The sequence below is a fragment of the Microbacterium saccharophilum genome (genome assembly GCF_007992455.1).
Classification (GTDB): Bacteria; Actinomycetota; Actinomycetes; order Actinomycetales; family Microbacteriaceae; genus Microbacterium; species Microbacterium saccharophilum.
The window spans coordinates 72,224-91,536 of sequence record NZ_BKAH01000001.1 but is presented as its reverse complement, the minus strand read 5'-3'; the positions used below and the strand labels follow the sequence as shown (position 1 = coordinate 91,536).

Annotated in this window: 19 protein-coding genes; 13 read left to right on the top strand and 6 right to left on the bottom strand. The window is 72.3% G+C overall.

Translation table 11 applies throughout. The annotated features are described in order from the left end of the window. The 5 genes from leuD to MSA03_RS00470 all read left to right on the top strand — a co-directional run bounded on the left by leuD (nucleotide 1) and on the right by MSA03_RS00470 (nucleotide 4,913). The gene (leuD, locus tag MSA03_RS00490) at nucleotides 1-597 is read left to right on the top strand and encodes a 3-isopropylmalate dehydratase small subunit (RefSeq protein ID WP_147049255.1); all 597 of its coding nucleotides are present in this window, start codon (nucleotides 1-3) and stop codon (nucleotides 595-597) included. A gap of 69 nt (nucleotides 598-666) precedes the next feature. After that, nucleotides 667-2,037: a UDP-N-acetylglucosamine 1-carboxyvinyltransferase gene (murA, locus tag MSA03_RS00485; protein ID WP_028495410.1), complete on the top strand. Its 1,371-nt coding sequence runs from the start codon at nucleotides 667-669 to the stop codon at nucleotides 2,035-2,037. A 3-nt stretch (nucleotides 2,038-2,040) separates the two neighbouring features. Next, nucleotides 2,041-2,805 carry a lysophospholipid acyltransferase family protein gene (locus tag MSA03_RS00480; protein ID WP_147049254.1) on the top strand — a complete coding sequence of 255 codons (765 nt, stop codon included), beginning with the start codon at nucleotides 2,041-2,043 and terminating at the stop codon, nucleotides 2,803-2,805. 13 nt (nucleotides 2,806-2,818) lie between these two features. Beyond that, a complete protein-coding gene (locus MSA03_RS00475) occupies nucleotides 2,819-3,925 on the top strand; it encodes an NAD(P)H-dependent glycerol-3-phosphate dehydrogenase (RefSeq protein ID WP_147049253.1) in 1,107 nt (368 codons plus the stop codon). Next, entirely contained in the window at nucleotides 3,831-4,913 is a 1,083-nt protein-coding gene (locus tag MSA03_RS00470) for a D-alanine--D-alanine ligase family protein (protein ID WP_147049252.1), read from the top strand. Before MSA03_RS00475 ends, MSA03_RS00470 begins: the two co-directional genes overlap by 95 nt. A 33-nt stretch (nucleotides 4,914-4,946) precedes the next feature. On the opposite strand, the gene MSA03_RS00465 is transcribed toward MSA03_RS00470, so the two are convergent. Then, nucleotides 4,947-5,417 (bottom strand): DUF3515 family protein, encoded by a 471-nt coding sequence (locus MSA03_RS00465; protein ID WP_174799816.1) that lies wholly within the window; start codon nucleotides 5,415-5,417, stop codon nucleotides 4,947-4,949. A 22-nt stretch (nucleotides 5,418-5,439) separates the two neighbouring features. Between MSA03_RS00465 and thiL the strand changes: the two genes are divergently transcribed. Next, nucleotides 5,440-6,423 (top strand): thiamine-phosphate kinase, encoded by a 984-nt coding sequence (thiL, locus tag MSA03_RS00460; RefSeq protein ID WP_147049250.1) that lies wholly within the window; start codon nucleotides 5,440-5,442, stop codon nucleotides 6,421-6,423. 161 nt (nucleotides 6,424-6,584) lie between these two features. On the opposite strand, the gene rsmD is transcribed toward thiL, so the two are convergent. Further along, nucleotides 6,585-7,145, bottom strand: a complete 561-nt coding sequence (rsmD, locus tag MSA03_RS00455) for a 16S rRNA (guanine(966)-N(2))-methyltransferase RsmD (protein WP_147049249.1) — start codon at nucleotides 7,143-7,145, stop codon at nucleotides 6,585-6,587. Between the two features lie 4 nt (nucleotides 7,146-7,149). Continuing rightward, complete coding sequence (locus MSA03_RS00450) at nucleotides 7,150-7,731, bottom strand: 1-acyl-sn-glycerol-3-phosphate acyltransferase (RefSeq protein WP_147049248.1); 582 nt, start codon at nucleotides 7,729-7,731, stop codon at nucleotides 7,150-7,152. Between the two features lie 59 nt (nucleotides 7,732-7,790). On the opposite strand from MSA03_RS00450, the gene MSA03_RS00445 reads away from it, so the two are divergent. From MSA03_RS00445 to mutM, 6 genes are all read left to right on the top strand, one after another. Further along, nucleotides 7,791-9,956, top strand: coding sequence for an ATP-dependent DNA helicase RecG (locus tag MSA03_RS00445; protein ID WP_147049247.1), 2,166 nt, complete (start codon nucleotides 7,791-7,793; stop codon nucleotides 9,954-9,956). A 26-nt stretch (nucleotides 9,957-9,982) separates the two neighbouring features. Continuing rightward, nucleotides 9,983-10,480, top strand: a complete 498-nt coding sequence (gene coaD, locus MSA03_RS00440) for a pantetheine-phosphate adenylyltransferase (RefSeq protein WP_028495419.1) — start codon at nucleotides 9,983-9,985, stop codon at nucleotides 10,478-10,480. Nucleotides 10,481-10,553: 73 nt separating this feature from the next. Further along, on the top strand, nucleotides 10,554-11,102 hold the full coding sequence (locus MSA03_RS00435) for a YceD family protein (protein WP_028495420.1): 549 nt from the start codon (nucleotides 10,554-10,556) through the stop codon (nucleotides 11,100-11,102). 2 nt (nucleotides 11,103-11,104) lie between these two features. Beyond that, nucleotides 11,105-11,314, top strand: coding sequence for a 50S ribosomal protein L32 (gene rpmF, locus MSA03_RS00430; RefSeq protein WP_028495421.1), 210 nt, complete (start codon nucleotides 11,105-11,107; stop codon nucleotides 11,312-11,314). Between the two features lie 17 nt (nucleotides 11,315-11,331). Beyond that, on the top strand, nucleotides 11,332-12,024 hold the full coding sequence (rnc, locus tag MSA03_RS00425) for a ribonuclease III (RefSeq protein ID WP_147049246.1): 693 nt from the start codon (nucleotides 11,332-11,334) through the stop codon (nucleotides 12,022-12,024). 8 nt (nucleotides 12,025-12,032) lie between these two features. Next, nucleotides 12,033-12,938 carry a bifunctional DNA-formamidopyrimidine glycosylase/DNA-(apurinic or apyrimidinic site) lyase gene (gene mutM, locus MSA03_RS00420; protein WP_147049245.1) on the top strand — a complete coding sequence of 302 codons (906 nt, stop codon included), beginning with the start codon at nucleotides 12,033-12,035 and terminating at the stop codon, nucleotides 12,936-12,938. Here the strand turns inward: mutM and MSA03_RS00415 are convergent. Genes MSA03_RS00415 through MSA03_RS00405 form a run of 3 tightly spaced genes read right to left on the bottom strand, consistent with a single transcriptional unit; the run spans nucleotide 12,931 to nucleotide 15,400 of the window. Beyond that, entirely contained in the window at nucleotides 12,931-14,028 is a 1,098-nt protein-coding gene (locus MSA03_RS00415; protein ID WP_147049244.1) for a GNAT family N-acetyltransferase, read from the bottom strand. The two genes, mutM and MSA03_RS00415, sit on opposite strands and share 8 nt — an antisense overlap. After that, nucleotides 14,025-15,110 (bottom strand): GNAT family N-acetyltransferase, encoded by a 1,086-nt coding sequence (locus MSA03_RS00410; RefSeq protein WP_147049243.1) that lies wholly within the window; start codon nucleotides 15,108-15,110, stop codon nucleotides 14,025-14,027. The genes MSA03_RS00415 and MSA03_RS00410 overlap by 4 nt, the downstream gene beginning before the upstream one ends. 35 nt (nucleotides 15,111-15,145) lie before the next feature. Next, entirely contained in the window at nucleotides 15,146-15,400 is a 255-nt protein-coding gene (locus tag MSA03_RS00405) for a hypothetical protein (RefSeq protein ID WP_028495426.1), read from the bottom strand. Between the two features lie 387 nt (nucleotides 15,401-15,787). On the opposite strand from MSA03_RS00405, the gene smc reads away from it, so the two are divergent. Beyond that, a complete protein-coding gene (smc, locus tag MSA03_RS00400; protein ID WP_147049242.1) occupies nucleotides 15,788-19,297 on the top strand; it encodes a chromosome segregation protein SMC in 3,510 nt (1,169 codons plus the stop codon). Nucleotides 19,298-19,313: the final 16 nt, after the last annotated feature.

Below are 19,313 nucleotides of genomic sequence, written 5' to 3'. Positions count from 1 at the left end.
ATGGAGAAGTTCACCACGCACACCGGTGTCGTCCTGCCGCTGAAGCGCTCGGCCGTCGACACCGATCAGATCATCCCGGCCGTGTACCTCAAGCGGGTCACGAAGACCGGGTTCGAGGACGCCCTGTTCGCCAACTGGCGGCAGGACCCCGACTTCATCCTGAACCAGCCCGCCTACGCCGGCGCGTCGGTCCTCGTCGCCGGGCCGGACTTCGGCACCGGCTCGAGTCGGGAGCACGCCGTGTGGGCGCTCCGCGACTACGGGTTCCGGGTGGTCCTCAGCCCCAAGTTCGCCGACATCTTCCGCGGCAACGCGGGCAAGCAGGGGCTCGTCACGGGGGTCATCGGGGACGCCGACCTGGAGGCGATCTGGGCGGCCGTGGATGCCGACCCGGGCGCCCGGATGACGGTCGACCTGCAGGAGCGCACCGCCGTTATCGGCGATCTCCGAGTCGCTTTCGACATCGACGATTACACTAGGTGGCGGCTCCTCGAGGGACTCGACGACATCGGGCTCACACTGCGCAACGAAGAGAAGATCTCGCAGTTCGAGGCGCGCCGTGAGGCGTGGCGGCCGCGGACGATCCCCGTCCCGTAGCCCGAACAGCCCGTCCCACATCCTGCGGACGCGGCCGAGTTCCCTCGAACAACAAGTGAGGTCCACCGGATGAACACACTGCTGAGTGCGTCGGCGACGCCGAACCCCGGGGACGGGGACAGCGAGCTCGGAGAGGTCCTCTCGATCCGGGGCGGCCGACCGCTCACCGGTCGTGTCGACGTCAAGGGCGCGAAGAACCTCGCGACGAAGGCGATGGTCGCCGCCCTCCTCGGGGAGGACGTCAGCGTCCTCCGCGACGTCCCGGACATCAGCGACGTGCAGGTGGTCCGCTCGCTCCTGGAGGTCCACGGCGTGACCGTCGAGGACGACGGCGAGGGCGTCCTCCGGCTCGACCCGCGCGGCGCCGTCTCGGCGCACATGGAGGAGATCGACGCCCACGCCGGTGCCTCCCGCATCCCCATCCTGTTCTGCGGGCCGCTGCTGCACCTGCTCGGCCAGGCGTTCATCCCCGACCTCGGCGGCTGCCGCATCGGCGACCGTCCCATCGACTTCCACCTCGATGCCCTGCGCGCCTTCGGCGCGATCGTGGAGAAGCTGCCGAGCGGCATCCGCCTCTCCGCACCCGAGGGGCTCCGCGGCGCCGACATCGAGCTGCCGTACCCGAGCGTCGGGGCGACGGAGCAGGTGCTGCTGACGGCGGTGCGCGCCAAGGGCACGACGGAGCTGCGCAACGCCGCCATCGAGCCCGAGATCATGGACCTCATCGCGGTGCTGCAGAAGATGGGCGCCATCATCTCCTACGAGCCCAACCGCGTCATCTTCATCGAGGGCGTCGATTCGCTCCGCGGCTACGACCACCGCTGCATCTTCGACCGCAACGAGGCCGCCTCCTGGGCGTGCGCAGCGCTGGCCACCGACGGCGACATCTTCGTCGGCGGGGCCAAGCAGCAGGAGATGCTGACCTTCCTCAACGTGTTCCGCAAGGCCGGCGGCGACTTCGACATCGCCGAGGACGGCATCCGCTTCCGCCGGGGCGGGGCGCTGCGGCCCGTCGTCGTGGAGACCGACGTGCACCCCGGCTTCATGACCGACTGGCAGCAGCCGCTCATCGTCGCGCTGACGCAGGCGGAGGGCGAGTCCATCGTCCACGAGACCGTGTACGAGAACCGGCTCGGCTTCACCCGCGCGCTCGTCCAGATGGGCGCCGACATCGTCGTGCACCCGGATGGCATCGCGAGCCCCGACCGGCGCGTCCCGCGCCGCGCACTGGAGCAGGCCGCCGTCATCAACGGCCCGACGCCGCTGCACGGCGCCGACGTCGTCGTCCCCGACCTCCGTGGCGGGTACAGCTACGTGATCGCCGCCCTCGCGGCCGAGGGGCAGTCGACCGTCCGCAACATCGGGATCATCCGCCGCGGGTACGAGAAGTTCCTCGACAAGCTCGCCGCCGTCGGCGCCGACTTCGACGTCATCGGATAATCGGTGCCGCGCTCCCCACGGCGGCGGGCCTCCGCCGAGAAGTCCGCGCCCAGCGTCTTCTGGCCGGCCGCAGCCATCGTCGTCCCGGTCGTCGGGCTGATCGCGAAGATCGAGATCACCGGCGGCGAGCACCTGCCGCAGGAGGGCCCCTACGTCCTCGCGCCGAACCACTACAGCGAGTTCGACCCCGTGATCGTGGCCGTCGCGACGTGGCGGCTCGGGCGGGCCCCGCGGTTCATGGCGAAGGAGAGCCTCTTCCGGGTTCCGGTGCTCGGTCCGCTCCTGACCTCGATGGGCATGGTCCCCGTCGCGCGGGCGTCCTCCGCGTCCGCGGCGCGCCAGACCATCGTGCAGGCCGCGTCGCTGGTCGAGAAGGGCCGCGGCGTCATCGTGTACCCGGAGGGCTCGCTCACCCGCGACCCCGACCTCTGGCCCATGCGCGGCAAGACCGGCGCGGTGCGGCTCGCGCTCGAGGGCGACATCCCCGTCATCCCCGTCGCCATGTGGGGCGTCGAGAAGATCCTGCCGCGCTACGGCAGGCTCAGCCTCTGGCCGCTCCGCAAGCGCGTGCAGGTGCGCCTCGGCCCGCCCGTGGACCTCGACGCGTACCGCGCGAAGGCGACACCCACGAACCTCGTCGCCGCGACGGATGTCGTCATGGCCGACATCTCGCGGCTCCTCGGCGAGCTGCGCGGCGAAACGCCGCCCGCGCAGCGCTGGAACCCGTCCGATCACGGGCAGAAGGAGACGGGCCGCCTTGAGTCGTAGGCAGGATGCCGCCATGCCCCGCGTCGCCGTCATCGGCGCCGGCAGCTGGGGGACCACGTTCGGCAAGGTGCTCGCCGACGGCGGCGCGCAGGTCGTCATGTGGGCCCGCCGGTCCGAGCTCGCGCAGGAGATCAACGAGGGCAAGCGCAACAGCGAGTACCTCCCGGGCGTCAACCTGCCCCGGTCGATGACCGCGACCTCCCACCTCTCCGATGCGCTCGAGGAGGCGACACAGGTCTACCTGGCGATCTCCAGCCAGGCCCTGCGCCAGAACCTGAAGGCCGTCCGCCCGCTGGTCGCCGCCACCGACGCCCCCATCGTGTCGCTCATGAAGGGCGTCGAGAAGCGCTCCGGCCTGCGGATGAGCCAGGTCATCGAGCAGGAGCTGCACTGCGATCCGTCCCGGATCGCCGTGGCATCCGGCCCCAACCTCGCCTTGGAGATCGCGCGCGAGCAGCCGACCGCCGCCGTCATCTCCTCCACGAGCCAGGAGACCGCGGAAGCCGTCGCCCGCCGCGCCCGCAACGCCTACTTCCGCACCTTCGTGAACACCGACGTCATCGGCACGGAGTTCGGCGGGGTCCTGAAGAACCTCATCGCCGTCGCCATCGGCATCGTCGACGGCGTCGGCTACGGCGAGAACACGAAGGCGTCGATCATCACGCGCGGCCTCGTGGAGATGACGGACTTCGCCGTCGCGCAGGGCGCGCAGCCGGAGACGCTGCAGGGGCTCGCCGGGCTCGGCGACCTCATCGCGACGTGCCAGTCGCCGCTCAGCCGCAACAACACGGCGGGCCGGCTCCTGGGCCAGGGGTACAGCTTCCAGGACGTCGTGAAGCAGATGGACCAGACCGCGGAGGGGCTCGCGTCCGTCGCGCCGATCCTGCAGCTGGCCCGGGATGCCGGCGTGCACATGCCGATCGTCGAGCAGGTCAAGATGGTCCTGGACGGCACCATGAACCCGCGCGACATCGCGCCCCACCTGACGACGGACGACGACCAGCCCAAGGGCGAGAGGACGCAGAATGGACAAGGCGGCAGTGGCGGTGCTCTTTGGAGGTCGCTCCAGCGAGCATTCGATCAGCTCCGCAACGGCCGGGGGAGTGCTCCGCGCGATTGACCGCGAGCGCTACCGCGTCATCCCCATCGGCATCACCCGCGAGGGGGCGTACGTCCTGGAGGACGACGAGCCGGACAAGTTCTCGCTCGACCCCGCGCACCTGCCGGAGGTCGTCGACAACGGCACCCGTGTCATCTGGCCGGACTCCGCGGCGTCCCGCGAACTGCGCGTCCGCGACGCCGACGGCGAGCGGTCGCTCGGCGAGGTCGACGTCGTCTTCCCGATCCTGCACGGCCGGTTCGGCGAGGACGGCACGATCCAGGGCTTCCTCGAGCTGCTCGACCTGCCGTACGTCGGTGCGGGCCTGCTGATGTCCGCGATCGGGATGGACAAGCACACCACCAAGAGCGTCCTGAAGGCCGCGGGCGTGCCCGTCGTGCCGTGGGTGACGGTCACCCGGCGCGACCTCGCGCGCGACCGGGACCTGTGGCTGCGCCGCATCCGCGCCCTCGACCTGCCCCTCTTCGTCAAGCCCGCCCGCGCGGGATCCAGCGTCGGCGTGTCGAAGGTCTCGGACCTCGGCGAGCTCGACGCCGCGCTGGAGACCGCCTTCGCGGAGGACGGCACCGTGCTCGTCGAGCAGGCCGTCGTCGGCCGCGAGATCGAGTGCGGCGTGCTGGCCGCGCGCGACGGCGGGCTCCCGCGCGTGAGCGTCGCGGGCGAGATCGTGCTGGACGGCCGGGAGTTCTACGACTTCGAGGCGAAGTACCTCGACGTTCCCGGCGTCGCGCTGACCTGTCCCGCCGACCTCGGCGACGGCGAGCTCGCGGAGATGCAGCGGATCGCCGCCCGTGCGTTCGAGGCGATCGGCGGCGAAGGGCTCGCCCGGGTGGACTTCTTCTACACCGGCACCGAGTTCTTCGTGAACGAGCTCAACACGATGCCCGGCTTCACCCCGATCTCGATGTTCCCGAAATGCTGGATCGCCTCCGGGATGACCTACCCCGAGCTCATCACGGAGCTCATCGAGATCGCCCGCGCCGCCTGAGCGGACGGGGGATCCGGCGTCAGCGGTCGCCCGTCAGGGCAGGACCGACGACGTCGAGGTGCACTGCCGCTGGGCGGGGACCTGCTGCAGCGCCGTCGCGAGGCCATCCAGCACCGTCGTGGGCGCGACGATCTCGTTGTCGGTGAGCACCTCGACCGCCGGCGTCCGGCCGTAGCTCGTGATCCGGTAGCGCGGCGCGGCGGAGTCGTCGACGATCCAGTCGATGCCGGCCACCGTGATGCACTGCGCCTCGGTGGGCCCGGGCGGCACGACCCCGCAGGACACCAGGACGGCGGACGGGTCGCCCCACGCCGCCGTGGACTGCGCGTCGGTCCACCGGCGTTGCTGGCCGTCGAGCGTGTCGGGGAGGCGGACCATGACCTCCGCGCACAGCGGATCGTTCGCCTCGTCGGCGGGCTGCATCGAGACCGTGGTGGCGCAGCCGGTGAGCGTCAGCGCCGTCAGCACGGCCAGGAGGACGGCGGTCGGGCGCGGGCGGGGCACCACTCCAGGCTAGCGTGGAGGCATGCCAGGCGATGACGGGGAGACGGTCGGCGGATCGAGCGAACGCGCGGTGCTGGCCCGCATCCTCGGCGCGCTGCGGGGCTCCTCGCGAGCCCTCGTCGGGCCGGGCGACGACGCCGCCGTGCTCGCCGCGCCGGACGGCCGTGTCGTCGTCACGACGGACACGCTCGTGCACGGCCCCGACTTCCGCCTCGCCTGGTCGAGCGGCCGCGATCTCGGCTTCAAGGCCGCCGCCGTGAACCTCGCCGACATCGCCGCGATGGGCGCGCGGCCGACCGCGCTGTTCGTCGCCCTCGCGGCGCCCGAGGCGACGCGGCTGCGGTTCCTGGAGGACCTCGCCACGGGGCTCCGCGAGGCCTGCGACGAGCTCGCCCCGGTCTGCGCCGTCGAGGGCGGCGACCTCACGGTCTCGGACACCCTCACGGTCGCCGTGACGGCGGTCGGGGTGCTGGACGGGCGGGAGCCGGTCCTCCGCTCCGGAGCCCGGCCCGGCGACGTCGTCGCGGTCGCCGGCGCGCTCGGGCAGGCCGCGCGGGGGCTCGCCGTGCTGTTCGACCGGTTCCGCGACGATCTCGGCGAACCGGTTCCCGTCGACCTCGCCGCGCTGTCACCGGACGAGCGTGCGGCGCTGACGGCGCAGCTGCGGCCCTCCCCGCCCATCGCGCTGGGGCCCGTCGCGGCGGATGCCGGCGCGACGGCGCTCATGGACGTCTCGGACGGCCTCGTGCTCGATGCGACCCGGATGGCGGAGGCCTCGGGCGTGACGATCGCGCTCGAGAACCCCGGCGATCCGCTCGCGCTCTCCGGCGGCGAGGACCACGCCCTCCTCGCGACGTTCCCGGCCGGCGTCCCCCTGCCGGAGGGCTTCCGCCCGGCCGGCGTCGTGGTGCCGCGTGGCGCGCACTCCGTCACCGTCGGGGGCACCCCGCCCGTGGGCCGGGGCGGCTGGGACCCCTACCAGGACTGGGACGCGCACCGCGGCTGACGCGGCCGGGCGTCCGGCTCGCACGCCGGGCGCCGCATGCGGCTCGCGGCCGCGAGAAACCACATCCGGCGTGAGAAACCACGCCAGAGCCGGTTTCTCATGCTCGATGTGGTTTCTCGGGCGGGTGGCCGGGCGGCCGGGCCGGGCGGGCCGCCGCGGCGTCAGGGCGTGGTCGCCCACCAGACGGCGGTGTCGCCGTAGCGCTTCGACCGCTCCCGCACGAGGCCGGGGGGAAGTGCCGGCTCGGACGAGCGCGCGGCGCGCTCGATGACCACCGTGGCATCCTCGGCGAGGCGGGGGACGAGCAGGGCGAGGGTCGCGGCGAGCGCCTCGTCGTCGACACCCTCGTACGGCGGATCGAGGAACACGAGGTCGTAGGGGCCGCGCGGCAGCTGCAGGAAGGCGTCCGCCGTCATCCGGTGCACCCGGGCGGCGGCGCCCGGCACCGCCTTCGCGACGGCGCGGGCGTTGCGCTCGGCGACCGCCGCGGCGCGCGGCGCCTTCTCCACGAGATCGGCGGATGCCGCGCCGCGGCTGAGCGCCTCCAGCGCGAGGGCGCCCGAGCCGGCGTACAGATCCAGCACGGCGGCGCCGCGCAGTCGGTCGGCGGACTCCAGCGAGCCGAACAGCGACTCGCGGACCCGGTCGCTCGTCGGCCGGGTCCCGGCATCCGGCACCGCCAGGGTGAGCGACCCGGCGAGCCCCGCGATGATCCTCGTCACCTGTTCACGATATCGGCGCGCCGCTCTCGTCGCGCAGCCGCGGTTCGGTGCGCAGGTGCGGGCGCAGGCCCGCCTTGTCGGCGTAGAAGGCGCGGATGCGGTCCATGTCGGCAGCTACGTCGCCGGTCAGCTCGATCGTCGGGCCGAGGCCCGTCGTCATCGTCGTCCGGTCCACGAAGCCCAGGGTCACCGGCATCCCCGTCTCGCGCGCGATGCGATAGAAGCCGGACTTCCAGTACGTGTTGCCGCCGCGCGTGCCGTCCGGGGTCACGACGAGGCCGAAGACCTCGCCGGCGTGCACACGGTCCACGACCTCGGTCACGACGCCCGCGGCGTCGGATCGGTCGACGGGGATGCCGCCGAGCCGCCGCATGATCGGTCCGCGCCACCCCCGGAACAGCGAGTCCTTGCCGAGCCAGCGGATCGGGATCTCCAGGCGCCACGCGAGGGCGAGCATGAGGACGAAGTCCCAGTTCGAGGTGTGCGGTGCCCCGATCAGGAGCGTCGGGCGCTGCGGGGCCGGCTCCGTCTGCAGGGTCCAGCGACTGAGCGACCAGTAGAGGCGGGCGACGGCGCGGCGGATCATGCTCACACAGTACGCGGCCGCGGGGGAGTGGCGTCCCCGACCGCTCGTAGACTCGGGGCATGCCGTCCGTGAGCCTCGAGTCCCGTCTGGACGGCGTCGTCGGAGGCAAGACGGCGTCCGCCCTGTCACGGGCGTTCGGGATGTCCACGGTCGGCGACCTCCTCGACCACTACCCGCGCCGGTACGCGCGGCGCGGCGAGCTGACGCCCATCGCCTCGCTGCCCGTCGGGGAGCAGGTGACGATCGTCGCCGAGGTGCGCTCGGTCTCCGTCCGCCCCATGCGCGCCCGGAAAGGGACGCTGCTGGAGGTCGTCATCAGCGACGGCCACGGCACGGTGAGCCTGACCTTCTTCAACCAGGCGTGGCGGCAGAGCGAGCTGAGAGTCGGGCGCCAGGGCATCTTCTCCGGCAAGGTCGGCGACTTCAAGGGCCAGAAGCAGTTCGCCCACCCCGACTATGAGATGTTCGACGACGAGGAGCAGGCGCGCACGAGCGCCGAGGCGAAGCAGAACCTCCCCATCCCGATCTACCCGGCCACGAGCACCGTCACGAGCTGGCAGATCGCGAAGACCGTCGAGATCGTCCTCGCCGTCCTCGGCGACGTCCCCGACCCGCTCCCCGACGACCTCCGGCAGCGCCTCGGGCTGCTCGATGCCCGCACCGCCCTCCTGCGCATCCACGCCCCCGAGCTTCCCGACCAGATCGAGCAGGCCCGCGAGACCCTGCGGATGCACGAGGCGTTCGTGCTGCAGGTGGCGCTCCTGCAGCAGCGCCAGTTCGTCCGCATGCTCTCCGCGACCTCCCGGCCGGCCGGCGACCTCCTCGCCCGCTTCGACGCGGCGCTGCCGTTCGAGCGCACCCCCGACCAGGTGTCGGTGGGCGACACGATCGCCGCCGACCTCGAGGGAGCGTGGCCGATGAACCGGCTCGTGCAGGGCGAGGTCGGTTCCGGGAAGACCCTCGTCGCGCTCCGCGCGATGCTGCAGGTCGCCCAGTCGGGCGGGCAGTCCGCGCTCATCGCGCCGACCGAGGTCCTCGCGGGCCAGCATGTGCGCTCCATCGCGCGGATGCTGGGCCCTCAGCTCGCGCCGGAGCTCATGCCGACGCTCCTCACCGGCCAGCAGCCCGTCGCCGAGCGCCGCAAGGCGGCGCTGCGCGCGGCGGCGGGGCAGGCGCGCATCATCGTGGGCACCCACGCGCTGCTGAGCGAATCGACGACGTTCGCCGACCTCGGCCTCGTCGTCGTCGACGAGCAGCATCGGTTCGGCGTGGAGCAGCGCGAGACGCTCCGCGCGAAGGGGACCTCGCCGCACGTGCTCGTGCTGACCGCGACGCCCATCCCGCGCACCGTCGCCATGACCGTCTTCGGCGACCTCGACGTCTCCACGATCCGGACGCTCCCGGCCGGGCGCGCCGGCATCTCGAGCTTCGTCGCCCCGCTGGATGAGAAGCCGGGCTGGTTCGCGCGCGTGTGGGAGCGCGTCGCGGAGGAGGTCGCGCAGGGGCGACAGGCGTTCGTCGTCTGCGCCGCGATCGACGCCGAGGCGAACGCGAAGGACGCGAAGGACGACGGCGCGGAGCCGCCGACGCTCGAAGGGGAGCAGGAGCGCACCCGCTGGGGGGTCGTGCAGGTGCACGAGATGCTCGCGGGGCACCCCGCGTTCGACGGCATCCGGGTGGAGATCCTGCACGGCAAGATGCCCTCGGATCAGAAGGACGTCGTCATGCAGGCGTTCAGTCGCGGGGAGATCGACGTGCTCGTCGCCACGACCGTCGTGGAGGTCGGTGTCGACGTCCCGAACGCCTCGACGATGGTGATCCTCGAAGCCGACCGGTTCGGCGTCTCGCAGCTGCACCAGCTGCGCGGGCGGGTGGGCCGCGGCGCGATCCCGGGCCTCTGCCTCCTCGTGACCGAAGCGCCGCAGGGCACGCCCGCCCGCGCACGGGTCGAGGCGGTCGCCGCGACGACGGACGGCTTCCAGCTCGCCGAGGTCGACCTCGAACTGCGCGGTGAGGGCGATGTGCTCGGCGACGCGCAATCGGGTGCACGATCGTCGCTGCGCCTCCTCCGCGTCGTCGCCGACGCCGACCTCATCGCGCTCGCCCGCGCCGCGGCGGAGCAGGTCCTCGACGAGGACCCGGCGCTCCTCCGCCACGCCGGCCTGGCCGCGGCGATCGGGCGCCGCGTCGGTCAGCAGGAGCGCGCGGCGCTGGCCAAGAACTGACCCGCCCGGCCGATAGGCTCGATGGCATGAACAACCGGATCGCCGTCGTCCCGGGATCGTTCGATCCGCCGACGCTGGGTCACATCGACGTCATCCGCCGGGCCGCGGCGCTGTACGACGAGCTGCACGTCCTCGTGGTGCACAACCCCGGCAAGGAGGCCATGCTGCCGATCGCGCAGCGGCTGAGCCTGCTGGAGCAGTCCATCGCCGAGGAGAACGTCGACGGCAACGTCATCGTCGCCTCGTGGAGCATGGGCCTGCTCGTCGACTACGCGACCGACGTGGACGCGGGGGTGCTCGTCAAGGGCATCCGCTCCCAGGTGGACGTCGCGTACGAGACGCCCATGGCGATCGTGAACCGGCATCTCGCGCAGATCGAGACGGTGTTCCTCCTGCCCGACCCCGCCCACGCCCTCGTCTCCAGCAGCCTCGTCCGCCAGGTCGCGGCGCTCGGCGGCGACGTGTCGCCGTTCGTGCCGGGCCCGGTGGCGCGCTTCCTGGATACCGGCGCGCGGGGACTCTGAGCCGGCGCACCTGCGCGGCGGGCCCCGGTGGTCCCGGCGCCGACTAGCATTGACGACCGTGGTCAGAAAGCATATGAACGGTCCCTTCGTCCTGTCGGTGCGCGACATCTCGCACCGTGCGGGCGAGATGCGCGAACACGACCTCGAGGTCGCCGCGCCCGCCAAATGGGGCGAAGGCCTGGTGTCCGTCCCGCAGGGGGAGCCCATCGACATCGCCGTCCGGCTGGAGTCCGTCCACGAGGGCATCCTCGTCACCGCCGACATCGCGACCCAGTACTCGGGCGAATGCGGACGCTGCCTGACCGAGATCACGCAGCCCGTCGAAGTCGAGATTCAGGAACTCTTCGGGTATCCTGGATCGGAAGCGACTGACTTCGAGGTTCAAGACGACCACGTGGATCTTGAAACTCCGGTCAGGGATGCGATCGTCCTGTCGCTTCCTTTCCAGCCGGTGTGCCAGCCGGATTGCCCCGGCCTCGATCCGGCCACGGGCGTGAAGCTGGCGCCGGATGCCGTGCCGGAAGCTCCGATCGACCCGCGTTGGGCCACGCTGAAGGCCCTCACCCCAGACCACGACGACGAGGCAGCGCGCCCCGCCGCCGACGACACAGAGAAGAGCTAGCCATGGCAGGTAACCCCCCGAAGCGGAAGGTCTCCCGCTCCAACACCCGTTCGCGCCGCGCCCAGTGGAAGGCGGCGCCCATCACGCTGACCACCACCGTGGAGAACGGCAAGGTCGTCTACAGCCGTCCGCACCAGGCCAAGGTCGTCACCGACTCGCAGGGCACGGAGCTGTTCCTGGAGTACAAGGGCCGCAAGGTCGCCGACGTCTGATCCTCGCGGCCCGCGCCGTGACTGAGGTCTCGCTCGAGCACCAGCTGCTCACCGACAAGCTCGGGGTCGACATCGACCCCGAGCTTCTGTCGCTTGCGCTCACGCATCGCTCGTTCGCGTACGAGAACGGCGGGATCGCGCACAACGAACGCCTCGAGTTCCTCGGGGACTCGATCCTCGGCCAGGCCGTGACTGTGCACCTGTACACGCGTCACCCGGGCCTGGAGGAGGGTGCGCTGGCCAAGCGTCGCGCGAGCGTCGTCTCGACGGTCGCGCTGGCCGAGGTCGCCCGCGGCATCGGGCTGGGTGCGCACCTGCGTCTCGGGCGCGGCGAGGACCAGACCGGCGGACGCGACAAGGACTCGATCCTCGCCGACACGATGGAAGCCGTCATCGGCGCGACGTTCCTCTCCGCCGGCCCCGATGCCGCGACGGCGCTCGTCCTCCGCCTCGTCGCGCCGCTCATGGCCGACCCGGAGCGCTACGGCGCCGCGATGGATCCGAAGACGAGCCTGCAGGAGCTCGCGGCGCGCATGAACCTCGCGCCGCCGCAGTATGTCGTCGTGGCCGCCGGCCCCGACCACCACCGCGTGTTCACCGCGACCGTCACGGTCGGCGACGTGGAGCGCGACGGCCGCGGCAGCAGCAAGAAGCAGGCCGAGATGGCCGCCGCTCTCGCCGTGTGGCGCGAGCTGTCCGCCCGTGCCTGAGCTGCCGGATGCCTGAGCTGCCCGAGGTCGAGGTCGTCCGCGCCGGTCTCGCGCCCGCCGTCTCCGGCGCCACCGTGCTCGGTATCACGGTCCTCGACGAACGGGCGCTCACGCGGCACACCAGCGACGGCGTCGACTTCGAGCGCGCGCTGACCGGGCGGATCATCGAGACCGCCGCCCGCCGCGGCAAGTTCCTGTGGATGCCGGTGCGCGGCGCCGACGAGGCGGTCGTGGCACACCTCGGGATGAGCGGACAGCTCCTGCTGCGTGCGCCCGGCGCTGCCCAGGAGCGGCACGAGCGGATCCGGCTCGACATCGCGCATCCGGAGCACGGCGATCTCGCCGTCGTCTTCGCCGACCAGCGCACGTTCGGCTCGCTCGCCCTCGACGCCCTCGTGCCGACCGCCGACGGCGCCCCGGGCGGGTGGGGGACCGACGCGGCGACGGTGCCGACCCAGGTCGCGCACATCGCCCGCGACCCGCTGGATCCTGCCTTCGACGACGCCGCGTTCGTCACGGCGACGCGGCGGAAGAAGTCGGCGGTCAAGCGCGTACTGCTGGACCAGACCGTCGCGAGCGGCATCGGGAACATCTACGCCGACGAAGCGCTCTGGGCCGCCCGCATCCACCCGGAGACATCCGCAGCAGGCATGTCGCCGCGGACGGTCCGGCGGCTCCTCGCGGAGGTCCGCACGGTGCTCGAGAAGGCGCTGGCGGAGGGCGGCACGAGCTTCGACGCGCAGTACGTCAACGTCAACGGGCAGGCCGGCTACTTCGCGCACTCGCTCAACGCCTACGGTCGCACGGGTCAGCCGTGCCCGCGGTGCGGGCACCCGATCGTGCGGGTCGGGTTCATGAACCGGTCCAGCCACTATTGCGCGCACTGCCAGCGACGCCCCCGCGCGGTCAGCTGACCCGCTGCCACGCGCCGGCGACGGTGAGCGGCGTGAAGCCGAGTGCCTCGTTCACGTCCAGCATCGGGCGGTTCTCCTCCGCGTTGAACGTCGTGATCACGGGCGACTGCGGCACGAGCTCCCGCCAGCGCAGGATGTTCGCGCATTTCACGAGCGTCCCGAGGCGGTGACCGCGATGCTCGCGGAGCACGAGGGTGCCCCACTGGTTCGTCGGGCGCGTCCGGTCGGCGCCGATCGTCAGCTCGTTGTAAGCGACGAGCCGGCCGGTCGGGACGTGCTCGACCACAGCCACCGAGACGAGCAGTCCGCCGGCACGGAGCCGCTCGTCACGACGCGCGACGCGCGCGGCATCCCACGTCTCCTCCGTCATGGTCAGCCCGGCGAAGGGCGCATCCGTCGACATCCGCGAGATGACGTGCGCGAACTCCGCGCGCCACGGCGCGGGGGTCGGCGACGTCCACGTCCGCAGACGGTAGTGCGGGCCGGCCGCGGCCGCGGCCTCGGCGGTCGCGAGCAGCTCCTGCACGCGGTCCAGGGGAGCGGTGAGATCCAGGATGCTGTTGCGCTCGACCTGCTGCAGCGTGAAGCCGTGGTCGCGGTAGAACCGCGAGTACCGGTCGACCGGGACGGAGCCGAAGCCCGTGGGGGAGCCGATCCGCTCGCCGCCGGCATCCGCGCGGTGCAGTGTGTAGGTCTGCACGTGCGTGCGTCCGAGGCGCGCGGCCTCGGCGAGGAGCCGCTGCAGCAGTGCGTCCTCGACGGCGCCGTCGCGCCGCGCATCCGGCAGCGCCAGCAGGTCGAACTCCAGTTCCGTGGCGCCCTCTTCCCGCGGCGCGGTCAGTGCGAGGGCTCCCGCCGGGCGGCCGTCCTTCCAGGCGAGGAACGCCGCCTGCAGGCGGTCGGTCTGGTCCTGCCAGGCGGGCAGCATCTCGGCGGCATCCCAACGGAGATGGTCGAGGCCCAGGTCGTGGTGCAGCGCGGTGTTGAAGACGTCGGCCAGCGCGCGGAAGTCGCGCGCGTCGTCCCCGTCGATGTGCCGCGGCACTCCGACGGGGACGACGACCGGACGCTCCGTCCCGAGGACGGTCACGGCAGGACCTTCTTCCAGGCGCCGTTGTAGGACACCGGGACGAACCCGATCGCCTCGTTGATGTCCAGCATCGGCCGGTTCTCCTCGGCGTTGTAGGTGATCACCTTGGGGGACTCCGGCGCGATCTCGGTGCGCCAGCGCGCCAGGCCGGCGCACTTCACGAGCTGCCCGAGCCTGTGGCCGCGGTGCTCCTTGAGCACGAGGGTGTCCTCCTGGCTCGTGGCGAGCGTCCGGTCCGGGCCGATGGCCAGTTCGTTGAACGCGACGATGGCTCCCGAGTCGATGTGCTGAGCGACCGTGACGAGCACCGTGCGGCCGCCGTCGAGGTAGCGCTGGTCGTGCAGCCGAACGCGCTCGGCATCCCAGGTCTCCTCGTCGAACTCGAGTCCGGCGGCGGGTGCATCCGTCGACATGCGCGACTTCGTCCAGGCGTACCCGTCGATGTACTCCTCCGGCGTGGGCGGGCTCCACTGGATGACCCGGTAGCCCGTCGCCTTCGCCTCCGCCTCGGCGAGGAGGCGCCGCACCGTCGGGGCGGACGTCACCAGGTCGAGCTCGCTCTTGCGCTCGATCTGCTCGAGCGTGTAGCCGTTGCGGAGGTAGAACCGGGCGACGTCGTCCTCGGGGATCTCCCCGAAGCCCGTCGGCGGCGTGAGGCGGCGGCCCGGCGCGTCGGGGTGCGTCGCCCACGACTGCAGCACGGTCCGGCCGTGCTCCCGGGCCGCCTCCTCGACGAGGGCGTACCCCGCCGTGCCGATGCCGCGCCCGCGGTGCGAGCGCTGCAGCTCCACGAGCCAGTAGGCGTTCTTCGACCCGTCCTCCAGGGGAAGGTCGACGCCGACGCGGCCGACGATCGCACCGTCGGCCACGACGAGCCACATGAGCCGGATCTCGTGCGGGTCCGGCGCGTAATGCGGCAGCAGCTCCTGCGGCGTGAGGTCGTCGTCGGCGTTGCCGTTGATCTCGGCGTAGACGGCGTTGCGCACGCGCACCATCTCGACGAAGTCGGCGTCGTCCGCGTCGCCGATCGCGGCGGGGACGGTCAGGCGCCGGAACTCGACGCCCGTTGTCGTCGTCTGCATGTCATTTCCGTTCTGTGGGATGCCGGGGTGACCGGTCATCGGCTGTTCGGGAGGAGGAGGCGCGCTCGCGCCCACTCCTGCTCGCGGATCCGGCGGTCGCGCAGGAGCCGGTGCGCCTGCGCGCCGGCGGCGCGGTCCCGGTTGTCGGTCGGCCGTGTGCTCCACAGGAGCAGAGCCAGGGCGATCCGCATGGCGATGCGGTCGGGGAGGGACGTGCGCGGCGCACGGCCCGGAAGCTGCAGCGGATCGGGGATGCCCGACGGGCGCTGCGGCGCAAGGAGAGTACTCATGGTGGTTCTCTTTCGGAGTGGGTGAAGGATGCCGCGAACGCGGCGGAGATCGTGCCGCAGCACGAAGGGGAAGGCCGAGCGCCGATCAGGACGAGGCCGGATGGGCGGAGACCGCGAGCCCGAAGAGGACGGAGTCCTCCTGTGCGGACGTCAGCAGGCGCCGCGAGCGCTCAGGCTCGGGAAGGCGCCGAAGGAGCCGGTCCCCGGACGGATGAACGCCGGAGCGAACGCTCCGGTGGTGGCGGTGATGGTCATCATTTCGGGGACCTCCTTTCTCGACTTCAGACGCGATCAGTGACGATAGACCCGACTCGCCCTCCGCGTCAAGAGGGCACGGCGTGCGGTGGGCTACGGTGGACCGGACACTCATGTCGGGAGGCTGGCCGGATGCATCTGAAGAGCCTGACGCTCAAGGGCTTCAAGTCGTTCGCGCAACCGACCACGTTCGCCCTCGAGCCGGGCGTCACGTGCATCGTCGGACCCAACGGATCGGGCAAGTCGAACGTCGTCGACGCCCTCGCCTGGGTCATGGGCGAGCAGGGCGCGAAGACGCTCCGCGGCGGCAAGATGGAGGACGTCATCTTCGCCGGGACGGCGACGCGCGGTCCCCTCGGCCGCGCCGAAGTGCAGCTCACCATCGACAACAGCGACGGCGCCCTGCCGATCGAGTACAGCGAGGTGACGATCAGTCGCACGCTGTTCCGCAACGGAGCGAGCGAATACGCGATCAACGGCGACACGTGCCGGCTGCTGGACGTGCAGGAGCTGCTCAGCGACTCCGGTCTCGGCCGGGAGATGCACGTCATCGTCGGACAGGGGCGCCTCGACACCGTCCTCCAGGCCTCGCCGGAGGAGCGTCGCGGGTTCATCGAGGAGGCCGCCGGCATCCTCAAGCACCGCCGACGCAAGGAGAAGACCCTCCGCAAGCTCGACGCCATGGAGGCGAACCTGACCCGCCTCAGCGATCTGGCCGGCGAACTGCGCCGGCAGCTGAAACCCCTCGGCAAGCAGGCCGAGATCGCCCGCGAGGCGGCGACCATCGCCGCGGTCGTCCGCGACGCGAAGGCCCGGCTCTACGCCGACGACCTCGTCTCGCTGCGCACCCAGCTCGCCGATCATGCCCGCAACGAGCAGGAGCGGCACGGGGAGCGCCTCGTCCTGCAGGACGAGGCCGAGCAGCTCAAGGTCCGCATCGAGTCCCTCGAAGCGCAGCAGCGATCGGAACTCGTCGACAAGGCCCGCGCCGTCGCGTTCTCCCTCGAGCAGGTCCAGGAGCGGCTGCGGAGCCTGCACTCCCTCGCCGGGCAGCGTCTCGCGCTGCTCGAGGACGACGGGCAGCTCGCGATCGAGGTGGCCACGGTCGGCCAGGCCGCGATCGACGAGGCCCGCGCCGAGATCGACGAGATCGCGAGCGGGCTGGGTGCCGCACAGGATGCCGCCGCGGCGGGGTCGCGTGACGTCATCCGGGCGCGTGCCGAGCTGGACGCCCTCGACGTCGACATCGCCGCACAGAGCGCCCTGGTCTCCGAGCACGACATGCGCCTGGCGGCATTGCGGGGCACCGCGGAGGCCGCCGCCTCCCGCCTGGACGCCGTCCGCGCCGCCGTGGAACGGCAGCAGCGGGCACTGGATGCGGCCCTGCAGCGCCGCGACGAAGCCGCCGAGGTCCTCGCCGGCGTCGACCCGGACCTGGTGCCGGAGAGCTCGTCGGCCGAGCATGCCGCCGGCTACGAGCGCAGTCAGCGCGAGGCCACCGACCTCGAGGCGAAGGTCGGCGGTCTGCGGGAGCGGCTGCACGCCGCGGAGCGCGAGGTCGAGTCGCTCACGGCCCAGACCGCCGCGCTCGGCCGGGCCCTCGACATCCGCAACGCCGCCGCCGAGCTCATCGCGCGCGGCGGGCGCGGCATCCGCGGACTCGTCGGCGACGCCGTCAAGGTCACCCCCGGCTACGAGGCGGCCATCGCCGCCGCCCTCGGCTCGCTCGCCGAGGGCGTGCTCGTCGACGACGTCGACGCCGCGCTCGAGATGGCGCGCACGGCCCGTGACGCCGACCTCGGCTCCGTCGACATCGCCGTCGCGGCCGGTCGCGCTGTCGCCGACCTGCCGTCCGGCGTACCGGGGGTCGTCCTGGCCCGTGACGTCGTGACGGCGCCGGAGGGTGTCCTCGGCGTGCTCGCCGCCGTGGGGATCGTCGACGACCTCGACGCCGCGCACGCCGCCGGGCGCGCACTGGCGGATCAGGGCGCCGGTCCGGTCACGATCGTCACCCGCGCCGGGGAGATCGTCACGGAGTACACCGTCCGTGCGGGATCGGGTGCGGGACGCTCGCGCCTCGAGCTCGCCGCGGAGCGGGTCGCTGCCGCCGAGCGCCTCGGCGAGATCGCCGTCGTCGCCGACTCGCTCCGCGAGGCGCTGGCCGACGCGCAGGCCGCCTGGGACGACGCCCGCCGCCGCACCCGCGAGGCGCTGGAAACCCTCCGCGCCCACGACGCCGCGCTGGCGGCGCACACCGAGCAGGTCAACCGCGCGACCCTCCGCCACGAGGCGGCCCTGGCGGAGTGCGAGCGGCTGGAGGCCGGCGTCCGCCAGGCACAGGCCGCCGTCGCCGACGCCGAGGCCTCCGCGCGCACCGCGGACGCGGCGCTCGCGAAGGCGCAGGACGCGCCGCGTCCCATCCTCGACGCCTCCTCCCGCGACGAGCTCCTCGGGGCGCTCGAGGCCGCCCGCGACGCCGAGATGCGCGCCCGGCTGGACGTCGAGACGCTCAAGGAACGCGTCCGCGCCGGCGAAGCGCGCGTCGCCCAGCTGGAGCGGCAGCGGGAGCGCGAGCGCGCCGCCGCCGAGGAAGCGGCCCGGCGCGCCGTCATCCGCCGCGCCCAGCGCGAGCTCGCCGCCGAGCTCGCCGATCAGCTGCCGCCGCTCCTGGAGTCCGTCGACCGGTCCGTGACCCAGGCACGCGTCGAGCTCGCCCTCGCCGAGCAGTCCCGCACCGCCGTGACGGCGGAGCTGGCGCAGCTGCGCGCGCAGGACGCCGTCGTTCGCGAGCGGCTGAGCCGGCTCACCGAGAGCGTCCACGGCCTCGAGCTCCAGATGCACGAGAAGCGCTTGCACGTCACGAGCCTGCTCGAGCGCGTCGCGTCCGAACTCAGCCTCGACGAGAACATTCTCGTTTCGGAATATGGTCCCGACCAGCCGATTCCGGCCGACACCGAGGACGGTGACCCCGTCCCGTACGACCGGGACCGTCAGCGCAAGCGCCTGGCCGACGCGGAGCGGAAGCTCGCCCAGCTCGGCCGCGTCAACCCGCTCGCGCTCGAGGAGTTCGCGGCGCTGGAACAGCGGCACGCGTTCCTCACGGAGCAGCTCGCCGACCTGACGCAGACCCGCACGGACCTGCTCACGATCATCGACGAACTCGACGAGCGGATGCAGACGATCTTCCTGGCCGCGTTCGAGGACACCAAGACCGCCTTCGGCGAGGTCTTCCCGATCCTCTTCCCGGGCGGCGCCGGGAGCATCTCGCTGACGAACCCGGACGACCCGCTCACGACCGGCATCGAAGTCGCCGTGCGTCCGGTCGGCAAGAAGATCGAGCGGCTGTCGCTCCTCTCCGGCGGCGAGCGGTCGCTGGCGGCCGTCGCGCTGCTGACGGCGATCTTCAAGGCGCGGCCGAGCCCGTTCTACATCCTCGACGAGGTCGAGGCGGCGCTCGACGACGCGAACCTCGGTCGCCTCCTCGGCGTCTTCGAGCAGCTCCGCGAATCGAGCCAGCTCATCGTCATCACCCATCAGAAGCGGACGATGGAGATCGCCGACGCCCTCTACGGCGTCTCGATGCGGCAGGACGGCGTCTCCGCCGTCGTCGGGCAGCGCGTGCGCGAGCGCGAAGCCGTCTGAACCGTAGGCTGGAGAC

Bases quoted from the DNA above. Each gene is read 5' to 3' on its own strand.
- leuD (WP_147049255.1), top strand. From the start codon at position 1: ATGGAGAAGTTCACCACGCACACCGGTGTCGTCCTGCCGCTGAAGCGC.
- murA (WP_028495410.1), top strand. From the start codon at position 667: ATGAACACACTGCTGAGTGCGTCGGCGACGCCGAACCCCGGGGACGGG.
- MSA03_RS00475 (WP_147049253.1), top strand. From the start codon at position 2,819: ATGCCCCGCGTCGCCGTCATCGGCGCCGGCAGCTGGGGGACCACGTTC.
- MSA03_RS00470 (WP_147049252.1), top strand. From the start codon at position 3,831: ATGGACAAGGCGGCAGTGGCGGTGCTCTTTGGAGGTCGCTCCAGCGAG.
- thiL (WP_147049250.1), top strand. From the start codon at position 5,440: ATGCCAGGCGATGACGGGGAGACGGTCGGCGGATCGAGCGAACGCGCG.
- MSA03_RS00450 (WP_147049248.1), bottom strand. From the start codon at position 7,731: ATGATCCGCCGCGCCGTCGCCCGCCTCTACTGGTCGCTCAGTCGCTGG.
- MSA03_RS00445 (WP_147049247.1), top strand. From the start codon at position 7,791: ATGCCGTCCGTGAGCCTCGAGTCCCGTCTGGACGGCGTCGTCGGAGGC.
- coaD (WP_028495419.1), top strand. From the start codon at position 9,983: ATGAACAACCGGATCGCCGTCGTCCCGGGATCGTTCGATCCGCCGACG.
- MSA03_RS00435 (WP_028495420.1), top strand. From the start codon at position 10,554: ATGAACGGTCCCTTCGTCCTGTCGGTGCGCGACATCTCGCACCGTGCG.
- rpmF (WP_028495421.1), top strand. From the start codon at position 11,105: ATGGCAGGTAACCCCCCGAAGCGGAAGGTCTCCCGCTCCAACACCCGT.
- mutM (WP_147049245.1), top strand. From the start codon at position 12,033: ATGCCTGAGCTGCCCGAGGTCGAGGTCGTCCGCGCCGGTCTCGCGCCC.
- MSA03_RS00410 (WP_147049243.1), bottom strand. From the start codon at position 15,110: ATGCAGACGACGACAACGGGCGTCGAGTTCCGGCGCCTGACCGTCCCC.
- MSA03_RS00405 (WP_028495426.1), bottom strand. From the start codon at position 15,400: ATGAGTACTCTCCTTGCGCCGCAGCGCCCGTCGGGCATCCCCGATCCG.
- smc (WP_147049242.1), top strand. From the start codon at position 15,788: ATGCATCTGAAGAGCCTGACGCTCAAGGGCTTCAAGTCGTTCGCGCAA.